The 13,512-nt window shown below is 75.2% G+C and carries 12 protein-coding genes; 10 read left to right on the forward strand and 2 right to left on the reverse strand.

Translation table 11 applies throughout. From position 1 onward, the window contains the following. Positions 1 to 9: 9 nt before the first annotated feature. The 10 genes from IW256_RS34935 (at position 10) to IW256_RS34980 (ending at position 11,093) form a co-directional block, all read left to right on the forward strand. On the forward strand, positions 10 to 1,278 hold the full coding sequence (locus tag IW256_RS34935; RefSeq protein WP_197015000.1) for an ABC transporter substrate-binding protein: 1,269 nt from the start codon (positions 10 to 12) through the stop codon (positions 1,276 to 1,278). After that, positions 1,257 to 2,135, forward strand: a complete 879-nt coding sequence (locus IW256_RS34940; RefSeq protein ID WP_197015001.1) for a carbohydrate ABC transporter permease — start codon at positions 1,257 to 1,259, stop codon at positions 2,133 to 2,135. The genes IW256_RS34935 and IW256_RS34940 overlap by 22 nt, the downstream gene beginning before the upstream one ends. Before the next feature lie 37 nt (positions 2,136 to 2,172). Beyond that, the gene (locus IW256_RS34945; RefSeq protein ID WP_197015002.1) at positions 2,173 to 3,012 is read left to right on the forward strand and encodes a carbohydrate ABC transporter permease; all 840 of its coding nucleotides are present in this window, start codon (positions 2,173 to 2,175) and stop codon (positions 3,010 to 3,012) included. 179 nt (positions 3,013 to 3,191) lie between these two features. Next, a complete protein-coding gene (locus IW256_RS34950; protein ID WP_197015003.1) occupies positions 3,192 to 4,562 on the forward strand; it encodes a flavin monoamine oxidase family protein in 1,371 nt (456 codons plus the stop codon). 116 nt (positions 4,563 to 4,678) lie between these two features. Then, positions 4,679 to 6,112 carry an amidase gene (locus IW256_RS34955; RefSeq protein ID WP_231404054.1) on the forward strand — a complete coding sequence of 478 codons (1,434 nt, stop codon included), beginning with the start codon at positions 4,679 to 4,681 and terminating at the stop codon, positions 6,110 to 6,112. Between the two features lie 54 nt (positions 6,113 to 6,166). Beyond that, a complete protein-coding gene (locus IW256_RS34960) occupies positions 6,167 to 6,967 on the forward strand; it encodes an SDR family NAD(P)-dependent oxidoreductase (protein ID WP_197015004.1) in 801 nt (266 codons plus the stop codon). Positions 6,968 to 7,011: 44 nt separating this feature from the next. Next, positions 7,012 to 8,526: a class I adenylate-forming enzyme family protein gene (locus IW256_RS34965; protein ID WP_197015005.1), complete on the forward strand. Its 1,515-nt coding sequence runs from the start codon at positions 7,012 to 7,014 to the stop codon at positions 8,524 to 8,526. Between the two features lie 10 nt (positions 8,527 to 8,536). Next, positions 8,537 to 9,709, forward strand: a complete 1,173-nt coding sequence (locus IW256_RS34970) for an acyl-CoA dehydrogenase family protein (protein ID WP_197015006.1) — start codon at positions 8,537 to 8,539, stop codon at positions 9,707 to 9,709. Between the two features lie 55 nt (positions 9,710 to 9,764). Next, a complete protein-coding gene (locus IW256_RS34975) occupies positions 9,765 to 10,877 on the forward strand; it encodes an acyl-CoA dehydrogenase family protein (protein ID WP_197015007.1) in 1,113 nt (370 codons plus the stop codon). A gap of 12 nt (positions 10,878 to 10,889) precedes the next feature. Continuing rightward, on the forward strand, positions 10,890 to 11,093 hold the full coding sequence (locus IW256_RS34980; protein ID WP_197015008.1) for a hypothetical protein: 204 nt from the start codon (positions 10,890 to 10,892) through the stop codon (positions 11,091 to 11,093). A 38-nt stretch (positions 11,094 to 11,131) separates the two neighbouring features. Here the strand turns inward: IW256_RS34980 and IW256_RS34985 are convergent, their stop codons facing one another. After that, positions 11,132 to 11,809: a response regulator gene (locus IW256_RS34985; RefSeq protein ID WP_197015009.1), complete on the reverse strand. Its 678-nt coding sequence runs from the start codon at positions 11,807 to 11,809 to the stop codon at positions 11,132 to 11,134. After that, complete coding sequence (locus tag IW256_RS34990) at positions 11,809 to 13,431, reverse strand: sensor histidine kinase (RefSeq protein WP_197015010.1); 1,623 nt, start codon at positions 13,429 to 13,431, stop codon at positions 11,809 to 11,811. The genes IW256_RS34985 and IW256_RS34990 overlap by 1 nt, the downstream gene beginning before the upstream one ends. Positions 13,432 to 13,512 lie beyond the last annotated feature (81 nt).

Here is a 13,512-nt window from a genome sequence, read left to right on the forward strand (position 1 = left end):
AACACGGCCATGAACGGACTGAGAGGCCCTCTGGTGCCGCTGGCCCTGTGCGCGTCGCTGCTGGTCGCGGCCGGGTGCGGGGGCGGCGAGGGGGACGGTGGGGAACTGGTCGTCACCACCTGGGACGCCGGGCAGGGCGCCGACCCCGTCGAGACGGCCGCCCGCGACTTCGAGAAGGCCACCCCCGGCGTCCGCGTCACCGTCAGCAAGACCGCCTACGTCCAGTACACCCAGGCGCTGCGGCGGCGGCTCACCGCGGGCCGGGTGCCCGACGTGGCGACCGCGCTGCTCGGGTACGGGGAGGCGAGCGCCGCCCGGGCGCTGGCCGACAAGGGGCTGCTGACCGACCTCGGCGGAGCGCCGTGGGCGAAACGGATCCCGCCCGCGAGCCGGTTCATGACCGACGACGGCGGCAGGACCATCGCGTTCCCCACCGAGTCGACGGCGATCGGCGTGTTCCATGACCCCCGGGTGCTCGCCAAGCAGGGCGTGACCGCCCCCAAGACCTTCGCGGACGTGCTGGCCCTGTGCGGGAAGGCCAAGGCGGACGGCAGGACGGCGTTCGCGCTGGGCGGGACCGAGACCTCTGGCATGCCGCGTTTTGTCGGCTTCGCCCTGGCCGCCTCCTCGGCGTTCGCCGACGATCCGCGGGCCGGTGAGCGCCGGCTGGCGGCCGGCGCCACGTTCGCCGGGACGGCGGGCTGGCGCCGGGCGCTGGAGAAGTTCGTCCGCATGAGGGACGCGGGCTGCTTCCCCAAGGACGCCGCGGGAGCCTCCCAGGAGGCGGCCAGCCGGGCGCTCGCCCAGGGCAAGGCGTGGATGGCGGTCGCGCCCACGGCCACGCTGCCGCTGTTCCAGGCGGGAAACCCCGATGCCCGGCTGGAGATGTTCGCCTTCCCCGGCGACGACGACCCGGCCCGCGTACGGGTCCCCGCGGGGCCCGTGAGCGGGCTCGTCGTCCCGGCCAAGGCCCGCAACGCCGAACTCGCCAAGCGGTTCCTGGACTTCTACGCCGGGAACCAGGCCAAGTACGCGGGGGCCGGCACGATGCCCGGCCTGGCCCCGAGCGCCGGCGATCCGGGATTGCCCGCGTACGCCGAGGCGCTCGCGCCGTACCTGACCGGGGGCAGGACCGCCCCGATCGCCGACCAGCAGTGGCCCAACCCCGAGGTCGTGATCCGCTTCGGCGGCGGCCTCGTGCAGATCCTGTCCGGGAACAAGGGCCCCGCGGACGTGCTCACCTCGATGGATTCGGCATGGACCGCGAAGGCGCCGTAGGGCCGCACCGGGTGCCGTGGTCGTTCGCGGCACCGGCGGTCCTGCTGTACGGCGCGGTCCTGCTCGGCCCCTCGCTGGCCGGCGCGGCCTACGCCTTCACCGACTGGGACGGCCTCACCGCCCCGCGCTGGACGGGCCTCGCCAACTTCCGGGAGTTCCTCGGAGAGCCCGAGGGGGCGGGGGTGCTGGCGCGCACGCTCGTGCTGGTCCTGCTGTACGTGGTCGGGGTGAACGCCGCCGGGCTCGGCCTCGCGCTGGCGCTGAACCGCACCCTGCGCACCCGCGGCCTGCTGCGCGCCCTGTTCTTCGTGCCCGCGGTGGTGAGCCCGCTGGTCGTCGCCTACATCTGGAAGTTCGTCCTGGACGCCGACGGCCCGCTCAACGCCGGGCTGGAGGCGGCCGGGCTGGGCGCGCTCGCACGGCCGTGGCTGGGGGAACCCGGCACCGCGCTCGGCGGGATCGTGCTGGTGATGGTCTGGCAGTTCTCCGGCTACCACATGCTCCTCTACCTGGCCGGGCTCCAGGGCATCCAGGCGGAGTTGCGCGAGGCGGCGGCGGTGGACGGCGGCGGCCCCTGGCGGGTCTTCCGCCACGTCACGCTGCCGCTGCTGCGGCCGGTGCTCATCATCGGCGCGGCGCTCTCGATGATCACCTCGTTCATGGTGTTCGACCAGGTGATGGCGCTGACCGGCGGCGGCCCGTCCGGCGGGACCGACACGCTCGGCACCTATGTCTACAAGCAGGCGTTCGTGACCGGCCGGTACGGCTACAGCGCGGCGGTGGCGCTGCTGCTGGTCGCCGTGGTGTTCCTGGCCGCGCTGCCGCAGTTGCGGGCACTGCGCCGCGGGACGGGCTGACCGGCCCGCGGACGGCCGGAGGGAGGAAGAGGAGCTCATGGACCGTTACACCCGATGGTCGGCCTTCCGCGAGGCGGGCCTGTGGGTCGCGGCGATACCGGTGCTGGCCCCGGTCTACTTCGTGGCGGCCACGGCGTTCAAGACGCCCGCCGACGCGGCCGGGTCGCCGTTCGCGCCGCCCGCGCCGCCGACCCCGGGCAACCTCACGCGGGCCTGGGCCGAGGCCGGCGGCGAGAGCGTGTCGTTCGGCCAGGCCCTGCTCAACAGCGTGGTGACGACGGCCGCCGTGGTGGCGCTGCTGGTGGCGATCGCGGCCCCGGCGGGCTACGTGCTGGCCAGGCGGGCGTCCCGGGTGTCGGGCCTGCTGTTCGGGCTGTTCACGCTGGGCATGATCCTGCCGGTGCAGCTCGGGCTCATCCCGCTGTACGCGGTGATGGTCGAGACCGGCCTGGCGGGCACGCGCGGCGGGCTGGTCCTGGTCTACCTGGGGTTGCAGATGCCGCTGGCGGTGTTCCTGTACGCCGGGTTCTTCCGCGGGCTGCCCGCCGCCTACGAAGAGGCCGCGCGGGTGGACGGCGCCGCGCCCGTGCGGATCTTCGTCCAGATCGTGTTCCCGCTCGTGCGCCCGGTGACCGGGGTGGTCGCCGTGCTCACCGGGCTGTTCGTCTGGAACGACTTCTTCGTGGCGCTGGTGTTCGTCGGCGACACCGGCAAGGTGACGCTGCCCGTGGCGGTCTACTCCTTCGTGGGCCGGTTCTCCGCCGAATGGCCGCTGATCTTCGCGGCCGCGCTGATCGCCCTGGCCCCCGTACTGCTCGTCTACGGGTTCATGCAGCGCTCGATCACGCGGGGCTTCGTCAGCGCGCTGCGCGGATGACACCGGCCCGCGATCCCCGAGAACCCACAGGAGAGGAGGCCGGAATGTCCGAGGACGCACCGGACCGCAGGGTCGATCGCCCGACGCGGGGCGCCGGCGCACAACGGCTATGACAACGACGTGGCCCGTACACCTGGCAACGTGCTGCGCGCGTTCGCCTCGGGCGAGGACCTGGACTTTTGAGCACCCCGGAGGTGGGCGACCTGCGTACCGGCGAGAGGGCCGAAACGACGGAGGAGACGGCCGACGTGGCCGTGGTGGGAGCCGGGCTGGCGGGCCTGGTGGCGGCCCGCGACCTGGACCGTGCCGGGCTGCGGCCGGTGGTCCTCGAGGCCCGCGACCGCGTCGGGGGGAGAACATGGAACCGGCCCGTCCCCGGCGGGACGGTGGAGGCGGGCGGGCAGTTCATCGGTCCCACCCAGGAACGCCTCGCGGCCCTGGCGGACGAACTCGGGGTGGCCACCTTCGCCACGTACCACGAGGGCCGGACGCGGGTCGACGTGACGGGCGGTGGCCTGGCGTTCAAGGGCGCCCGGCGGGTCCTGGCCGAACTGGAGCGGATGGCGGCCGAGGTCCCGCCGGACGCGCCCTGGACCGCGGACCGCGCGGCCGAATGGGACGCGCGGACCTTCCACGGCTGGCTGGCGGGGGCCGGGGAGCCGGACGCGTCCGGAGTCCTGCGCATGCTGACCACCGCGGTCTTCGCGGCCGAGCCCGCCGAGCTGTCGCTGCTGCACGTGCTGGCCTACATCCGGTCGGCGGGTTCGGTGGACCTGCTGACCGAGGTCGCCGGCGGCGCGCAGGAACGCCGCTTCGCGGGCGGCTCGCACGAGCTGTCGGTACGGCTGGCGGCCCGCCTCGGCGCGCGGAACCTGAGGCTGGGCGCCCCGGTACGGCGCGTCCGGCAGGGGCCGGACGGGGTGGAGGTGGCCGCCGACGGGGTCACGGTACGGGCCCGCCGCGCGATCGTGGCCGTGCCGCCCGCGATCGGCGACCGGATCGAGCACGACCCGCCGTTGCCCGGCGGGCGGGCCCAGCTCCATCAGCGGATGCCGCCGGGCTCGACCATCAAGGTCAGCTGCCTGTACGAGACGCCGTTCTGGCGGGACGAGGGGCTCAACGGCGGCCTGCTGCGCGATCGGGGACCGATCACCGTCACCTTCGACAACTCGCCGCCCGGCGGGGACCGCGGGGTCCTGGTGGCCTTCGCCCAGGGCGACGACGCCCGGAGGCTGGCGCGGCTGCCGGCCGGAGCGCGCCGGGCGGCGGTCCTGGACGTGCTCGGGCACCACTTCGGCGAGCGCGCGGCACGGCCGTCGGGGTACCTGGAGACCGACTGGACCGAGGAGCCGTGGACGCGGGGCTGCTTCGGCGGCAATTTCGGGCCGGGCGGCTGGACCCGGTACGGCCCCCTGCTGCGCGAGCCGTCCGGACTCGTGCACTGGGCGGGGGCCGAGACCTCCGCCGTCTGGATGAACTACATGGAGGGCGCGGTGCGGTCGGGCGAGCGAGCCGCGGCCGAGGTCGCCGCCGCCCTCACCCGGCCCTGACCGGCCGAAACCAGGCTGCCGGACGTCTTGACAGCCGTCCGGCAGGGCCCCGATGCTGGAATTGTTCACCTGACCAAGTCATGTGAACAGGTATCTTGAGCAGATGGGAGGGCATGATGCCCGACGCGTTCATCGACGCCACCGCCCAGGCGGAACTGATCCGCAGTGGTGAGATCACCCCCGGCGAGCTGATCGAGGAGACCGTCGCCCGGATCGAGAAGATCGACCCCCGGCTCAACTCGGTCGTCGTCACGCTGGCCGAGAAGGCGCGCGCCGAGGCCGCCGCCGCCCCGGACGGCCCGTTCCGGGGCGTCCCCTACCTGCTCAAGGAGGTCATGCCGTCCAAGGGCGACGTCTACGCGGCCGGAATCAAGGGCGTCATCGCGGCCGGGCTGCGCGCCGACCACGACGCCTACTTCGTCCAGTCCATGCGCGCCGCCGGGTTCGTCCTGGCGGGGCGGTCCAACACCTCCGAGATGGCGCTGGTCGCCACCACCGAGTCCGAGGGCTGGGGCACCTGCCGTAACCCCTGGGACACCTCCCGGTCCACCGGCGGGTCCAGCGGCGGCGCCGCGGCGGCCGTGGCCGCGGGCCTGGTCCCGGTCGCGCACGGCAGCGACGGCGGCGGCTCGGTCCGCGAGCCGGCCGCCAAGTGCGGGGTCGTCGGGCTCAAGCCCACCCGTGGCCGCGTCTCGCAGGGCCCGGCCGTGATCGACTCCGACAACGTCTCCGGCCTGGCGCACGAGGGCTGGATGACCCGCAGCGTCCGGGACTGCGCCGCGCTGCTGGACGTCGCCGGGAGCCACCGGCCCGGGGACGCCTACGGCGCGTGGACCCCGCCCGGCCCGTTCACCGAGGAGGTCGGCGCGGACCCCGGCACGCTGCGCATCGGCGTGCTGACCGAGGACCCGGCGGGCGGGACGACGGTCGATCCCCAGTGCGCCGCCGCGGCCCGCGCCGTCGCCGACGTCCTCACCGGACTCGGCCACGACGTGCGCGAGGGGTTCCCCGAGGCACTCCGCAGGGGCAGCTGGCCCATGGAGTTCATGCCCTGCATCGGAGTCGTGGTGCTGCGCGAGATCGAGCGCTTCGGACGGCTGATCGGCCGGCCGCTGACCGAGGCCGACATGGAGCCGCAGACCTGGGCGTACACCGAGATCGGCCGCACCGTCACCGGCGTTCAGTACGCCGCGGGAGTGGACGCCGTGCGCGAACGGGGCCGCGACATCGAGCGGTGGTGGGAGGAGGAGGGCTGGGATCTCCTGCTCACCCCGACCCTCACCGGCCAGACGCCCCCGCTGGGCCTGTTCAACCCGACCAGCGAGGACCCCTTCTCCAGCCTCGGCATGGAGGCCAGCGCGTTCACCGTCCCGTTCAACGTCAGCGGGCAGCCGGCCATCTCGCTGCCGCTGGGCCGGGCCGCCGACGGGATGCCCCTCGGCGTTCAGCTGGCCGCCGCGCACGGGCGCGAGGACGTGCTGCTCCGGGTCGCGGCGCAGCTGGAGACCGCGATGCCCTGGGCCGGGCTCGTCCCGCCCGTGCACGCCTGACGGACCGGACCGTACCGAGAGCACGCACTGGTGACACGGGCAGGAGGACGGAACATGGGACGACTCGACGGCAAGGTGCTGCTGGTGGTCGGCGGCGGCTCGGACGGGCCGCCCGGCGCCGGCGAGCGGACGCCGATCGGCAACGGCCGGGCCACCGCGCTGGCCTGCGCCCGGGAGGGCGCAGCGGTCATGGTCGCGGACCTGCGTGCCGATGCCGCCGGGCAGACCGCCGAGGAGATCAGGCGGGCCGGCGGCCGGGCCGGCGCCGTCCGCTGCGACGTGGCCGACCCGGACCAGTGCGCGGCCGCGGTCGCCGCGGCGGTGGAGGCGTTCGGCGGGCTGCACCTGCTGGTCAACAACGTGGGCGTCGCCGACACCGGAGACGTCACCGGCACCACGCCGGAGACCTTCGACCAGATCATGCGGGTCAACGTGCGCGGCCACCTGCTGACCATCCGGCACGCCCTGCCCGCGATGGCGGAGGCGGGCGGCGGGGCCGTGGTGAACATGTCCTCGCTGAACGCCCTCCGCACCGGCGGGGCCGGGATCTCCTACGACACCAGCAAGGCGGCGCTGCTCGGCCTGTCCCGGCACGCCGCCGCCACCGCCGCGGTGTCCGGCGTCCGGGTCAACACGGTGCTGCCGGGCGTCATCGACTCGACGATGCTGCGGCGGGCGCTGGCGGACGTCCCGGCCGGGCACGCCCCGGACCTGGCGGGCCGCATCCCGCTCGGCCGTGCCGGGACCCCGTGGGAGGTCGCCGCGGCCGTGCTGTTCCTGCTCTCCGACGAGGCGTCCTACGTGACCGGCGCCGAGCTGGTCGTGGACGGCGGCCTCAACATCCCCATGCTCTGACCGCCCCGCCCCTGAACCTCACGCTCCGGACGGGAGTCACCGACGTGCACATCGTCGAGCTGATCGACACCTACCTCGCCGCGCACGGCGACCGCGTACGGGCCACCGACGACACCGGCGACTGGACGGGCCACGCGCTGTCGGAGCGGGCCCGGCGGCTGGCCGGCGGCCTGCGGGCACGCGGCACGGGGCGCGGCGACCGCGTCGGGGTCATGATGGCCAACGGCGTCGACGTCCTGGTCGCCTACGAGGCGGCCTGGCGGGCCGGCGCGGCGATCACCCCGCTGATGCCCGCGCTGACCTCGGGCGAGGTCGCGCACATCCTCGGCACCGCCGAACCCGCCGCCGTCCTGGTCTCCGCGGAGACCGCGGGCACCGCGCGGGCCGCGCGGACCGCGGCCGGCGGAACGTTCCCGCTGGTGGGAGCGGGCGGTGACGTCCCCCTCGCCGAGATGGAGGGCGGAGCGGAGGACGCCCCGGGGCCCGGAACGGGCGCCGCGCCGGTTCCGCTCGACGACGGAGACCTGGCCGCGGTGCTGTTCACCGGGGGCACCACCGGACGTTCCAAGGGGGTGATGCTGACGCATCGCAACCTGACCGCCGCCGCGCGCATGGCCGCCGCCTCCGACGACGCGGGCCCTGAGGACGTCAGCCTGGTCACCCTGCCGCTGTCGCACGGCTTCGGCCTGATCGCGTTCCTGGTCACCCACCTGCGGCCCCTGCGCCTGCTCGTGCGGCGGCGCTTCGACCCCGACGGCTTCGCCGCCACCGTACGGGCGGAGGGCGTCACGGTCGCCGACGTCGTGCCCGCCATGCTCCAGGCCCTGCTGGACGCCGGTCACGTCCATTCCGGCGCGCTGCGCTCGCTGCGCCGCCTCTACGTGGGCGGTGCGCCCTGCCCGCCCGACCTCATCGAGGCGGTCGAGGACGCCCTGCCGGTGCGGGTGATCGAGGGGTACGGGCTGACCGAGTCCGGGACCCTGATCGCGGGCGACTCCCCGTCCCGCCCGCACCGCCGGGGCAGCGTCGGCGTCCCGTTCGAGGGCGTCGAGGTGCGCGTCGTCGGCCCGGACGGGCGGGACGTGCCCCGCGGCGGGACCGGCGAGATCATCGTGCGCGGCCCCGCGGTGATGGCGGGCTACTGGCGGGACGAGGCCGCCACCGCCGGGGCGATCCGCGACGGCTGGCTGTACACCGGGGATCTCGGCTGCCAGGACCCCGACGGCCATCTGCGGATCGCCGGCCGCCGCAAGGAACTGATCATCCGGGGCGGGTTCAACGTCCACCCCGCCGACCTGGAGAACGCCCTCCGGGCCTGCCCCGGCGTGACCGGCGCCTGCGTGGTCGGCGTGCCGGACCGGGTCCTCGGCGAACGGGTGGTGGCCGCCGTGGTCGGCACCTGCACCGCCGCGGAGGTCGAGCGGCACTGCCGGGCCACGGTCGCCGGGCCCAAGCGTCCCGACGTGGTGGTGATGGTGGAGTCCCTGCCGCTCACCCCCGTGGGCAAGCCCGACCGCGCCGCGCTGGCCGCCGCCCTCGCCGCGCGTGACCGAGAGTAGAGGAGAGCCGATGACCGAGGACTTCTCCGCGCGGGCCGCCGCCTGGCTGGAGGGGAACGCCCCCCGCGAGCCCGTCGCCAAGACGGTCGAGGCAAGGCGCTTCCAGGCCGCCCTGCACGATGCCGGGTTCGCCGGGATCACCTGGCCCGTCGAGTACGGCGGCCAGGGGCTGACGGAGGCCGAACGCCGCGCCTTCGACGAGCGGGCCCGGCGGTTCCCGCTGCCGTCCGACCCCTTCCTCATCGGGCTCGGGATGATCGGCCCCACCCTGCTGGACCTCGGCACCCCGGAGCAGAAACGCCGGTTCCTCAGGCCGATGCTGCGCGGCGACGAGATCTGGTGCCAGCTGTTCTCCGAACCGGGCGCCGGATCGGACGTGGCCGGGCTCACCACGCGGGCGCGGCGCGACGGCGGCGGCTGGGTCATCGACGGCCAGAAGGTCTGGACGTCCCGGGCCGAGTACGCCGAGTGGGGGGCGGTCCTGGCCCGCACCGATCCGGACGTGCCCAGGCACCGCGGCATCACGATGTTCGTCGTGGACATGCGGTCCCGCGGAGTGCGGGTGAGGCCGCTGCGCGACATGACCGGCGCGATCCGCTTCAACGAGGTGTTCCTCGACGCCGTGCGGCTTCCCGCCGACGCCGTGGTCGGCGCGGTGGGCGGGGGGTGGGACGCCGCCGTCCGGATGCTGGGCCATGAACGGATCACCATCTCCGAACGGCGCCGCCCGCGCGACCACCCCGCCTCGTACGCCGCCCTTTCCGCCCTCGCCCGCGAGCGGGGCGTGGCCGGCGACCGGCACGTCCACCTGCGCCTGGCCGAGGTCTACCGGGCCGAGCGGCTCGCCGAGCTGCTGGCGGCCCGGCTGGGCCAGGAGGCCCGGCACGGCCGGCCGGCCGGGCCGCGCGGCTCGGCGGGCAAGCTGGCCGCCGGACGCCTCGCCCGGCTCGCCGCCGACGCCGTCGCCGAGGTGGCCGGGCCCGCCGGGCTGGCCTGGGTACCCGGGGACGCCGCCGCGCCACGGCTCGCCGCCGCCCTGCTGGACGCCCCGTCCGCCCGGATCGCCGGGGGCACCGACGAGATCCAGCGGCAGATCATCGGTGACCGGGTCCTCGGCCTGCCCAGGGAGCCCGCGCCCGACCGCGACCTCCCCTTCTCGCGGCGCGCGACGGGGACCGGGTGAACGGGCACCGCACCGGCCGTGCCCGCGTGAACAGGAGTGGAGGGACAGGACCCGTATGAACCTGGTGCCGACCGAGGAGCAGGAGCAGTTGCGCGACGCCGTGCGGCGGTTCCTGGCCGACACCGTCCCGCTGCCGGAGGTGCGGCGGCTGGTGGAGGAGGGGCCCGCGCCCGATCGGGTGGTGTGGCGCCGCCTGGCCGGGGAGCTGGGCGTGACCGGCCTGATCGTCCCCGAGCGGCACGGCGGAGCGGGAGCGGGGGCCGCGGAGCTGGCGGTGGTGCTGGAGGAGATGGGCGCCGCGCTGGCGCCCGTCCCCTTCCTGTCCTCGGCGGTGCTCGCCACCGGCCTGCTCCTCCGGCTGGACGAGACGGCCGACGCCGCCGCGCTGCTCCGCGGCGTCGCCGAGGGCGACACCGTCGTGGCCGTCGCGCCCTGGTGGAAGCCCGCGGCCGGGACGGTCTCCGCCGACCCGCGCGGCCGTCTGCACGGGGACGTGGCGTGCGTGGTGGACGGCCAGGCGGCCGACGTGCTCCTGGTGGTCGCCGGGCCGCCCGGGAGCCCCCGCGTCTTCGCCGTGGACGCCGGCGCGGCCGGGCTGCGGCGGACCACCTTGACGACCCTCGACCTGACACGCGGGGCCGCCCGGATCGAGCTGGACGGCGCGGCGGCCCGCCCGCTGGACGGAGCCGGGACGGCCGCGGCGCTCGCCGCGGCCTGGGACCTGGCGGCGGTCGGGCTCGCCGCCGAACAGCTCGGCGTGGCCCGGCGGTGCCTGGACATGACCGTGGAGTACGCCCGGACCCGTGTCCAGTTCGGGCGGCCGATCGGCTCCTTCCAGGCGGTCAAGCACGGCCTGGCCGACCTCTACGTCGACTGCGAGCTGGCCGAGTCCGCGGTGCGCCACGCTGCCTGGACCGCCGACGCCGATCCCGCGAACCTGCCGGTCGCCGCCGCCCTGGCGGTGGCCTCGATCACCGCCTTCCACGCCGCCGACCAGGCCGTCCACTTCCATGGCGGCATCGGCTTCACCTGGGAGCACGACCTGCACCTGTTCTACCGGCGGGCCAAGGCGGCCGAGCATCTGCTCGGCGGCCCCGCCGCCCACCTCGCCCGGCTGGCCGACCGGCTGGCGGAGGCGGGGGCGGCACGGTCACCAGCCGTGATCTAGGTGGCGGTGGCGATGACCTCCATGGTCCTCGCCGCCGGGCCGGTGTACGCCGCACCGGCCCCCAAGGACTGGACGGTCGAGGCCGTCAAGGGCGGACACCGTGTCACGCTCCGGCTGGACGAGCCGCTGCCCGTCCGCGGCGCCGTCCCCGAACCGGCCGTCGACGGCCGCTCCCAAGGCCCCGCCCGCTCCCGAGCCCAAGGGGAAGGAGCCTGAGGCAGCAGCTCGCCGCAAGTCAACGAAATGGGGGCGGGTCAGGCCGGACGGTGCCACCTGTAGCGGCGTTCGGGGCGGCCGGCGGCGCCGTAGCGCAGGGTCACCTGGGCCTGGCCCGCGGAGGCGAGCCATTCCAGGTAGCGGCGGGCGCTGACCCGGGAGAGGCCGACCTCGGCGGCGCACTCGGTGGCCGACATCGTGCCGTCGGCGGCGCGAAGGGCCCGCTTGACCAGCTCGGCCGTCTCCACGCTCATGCCCTTGGGCAGGACGGGGACCGCGGGCGGGCCGGACCGGGCCAGCAGCCGGTCCACGTCGGTCTGGTCGCTGATGACCGTCGCGTCCTGGTCGGCGCGCCGGGCGGCGTACCGCTCCAGCCGGGCGCGCAGGTCGTCGGCGCCGAACGGTTTGAGCAGGTAGTCGCCCACGCCCTGCCGCGCGGCGGCCCGGACCGCGCCGGCCTCCCGGGCCGCGCTGATCACGATGACGTCGCAGTCGTGGCCGGCGGCGCGCATCCGGCTGATGACCTCCAGGCCGAAGAGGTCGGGCAGGTAGAGGTCGAGCAGGACCAGGTCGGGGTTCAGGTCGCCGATGCGGGCGAGGGCCTCCTCCCCGGAACCGGCCGTCCCGATCACCCGGAAGCCCTCGACCCGGTCGACGAAGCCGCTGTTGACCTTCGTCACCATGAAGTCGTCGTCGACGACCAGCACCTCGATCATCAGAGTGTCTCCATCACCTCGTGGGCCAGGCGACCGATGGACATGCGCGCGGTGAACATCGCGCCGTCGTCGGTGTTGGCGACCGCGACCTCGCCGCCGCGGCGCTGGCAGACCAGCCTGATGAGGGCCAGGCCGATGCCGCGCCCGCCGCCCTGGGCGGCCTTGGTGGTGAAGCCCCGCGTGAACACCTCGCGGGCGAGCTCCGGGGCGACGCCGGGACCGGAGTCGCGCACCACGATCTCCACGCTGGAGGCGTCCTGGCGCAGCTCCACCTCCACCCACGCCTCCCCCTCGCCGCCGGCCGCCGCCGCGTCGATGGCGTTGTCGACGAGGTTCCCGGTCACCGTCGCCACGTCCGCGGCGTCCAGGGGGTCCAGCCGGTCCAGAGCGGTGCGCTCCGAGAGCCGCAGCCGGACGCGGCGCTCGGCGGCCAGCGAGGACTTCGCGGTCAGCAGCGCGGCCACGGCGGTGTCGCGGACGAGGCTGGGCAGGACCAGGTCGAGCGACTCCCGGTGCTCTCGCAGCGCGCGGACGTAGCGGACGACCTCCTCGTACTCGTCCACCTGGATGAGCCCGGAGATGACGTGCAGCTGGTTGGAGAACTCGTGGGCCTGCGCCCGGAGGAGTTCGGTGGAGCTGCGGAACGATCCCAGCTCGCGTTCCAGCTGGGCCAGCTCGGTACGGTCGCGCAGGGTGGTGACCGAGCCGAGCGGGCGGCCGTCCTTGACGACGGCCATCCGGTTCAGCACCAGCACCCGGCCCCGGTGGATCACGATCTCGTCGCGGGCCTCGTCGCCCCCGGCCAGCACGTCGTACAGGCGCCCGTCGAACCCAAGTCCGGACAGGCTCGTCCCGACGCAGGACGCGGGGAGGGCCAGCAGCTCGCGGCCCACGTCGTTCACCAGGGTGAGCCGGAGCTGCGGGTCGAGCGCCACCACGCCCTCGGCGATGCCGTGCAGCATGGCCTGGCGGTGCTCGGCCAGGCCGGCGATCTCGCGCGGCTCCATCCCGAGCGTCTGCCGCTTGATCCGCCTGGCCAGGAGCCAGGACCCCAGGACGCCGAGCGCGCTGGCGACGCCCAGGTAGCCGAGGAGGTACGAGGACGCGCCGACGAGCCGTTCCCCGACCGTGGGCGCGGCCACGCCGATCATCACCGAGCCCAGGAGGCGGCCGTGGTTCTCCGGCGCGGCCCCGAGGACCGGGACGCGGGCGGTCAGCTCGCGCGTCCCGCCGACCGTCAGGTAGCCGGACCGGCCGCGGGCCTGCGCCGCCTCGCCCGCCGCGGCGGGGAAGGGCGTCCCGACGAGCGTCGTGTCCGTGGAACCGATGATCCTGCCGCGGACGTCGGCGACCGTCACGGACGTGACGCCGGACTGCGTACGGGTCGCGTGCAGCAGCGGCGCCAGCACCTCGGCCGGCGCGGGCCGGTCGATCTGGCTGCGCACCAGCGGGTTCCACGCGAGCTGCTCGGCCAGCTCGGTCACCCGGCGTCCCTCGACGCGGTCGAACGTGGCCGCGGACTGCGCCAGGGAGATCGCGCCCACGGCGACCAGCACCACCACCACGATGACGAGCTGCCACGCCAGCAGCTCGCCCGCGAGGGTCGGACGGCGCGGCTTCACGACCACAATGAACTCAATCTCCGCTGGTCACACAAGATGGACGGGGTGTTTCCGAGTTCGCACAATCATGACCCCGGACCC

This window comes from Actinomadura viridis (assembly GCF_015751755.1).
In the GTDB taxonomy this organism is placed as follows: Bacteria; Actinomycetota; Actinomycetes; order Streptosporangiales; family Streptosporangiaceae; genus Spirillospora; species Spirillospora viridis.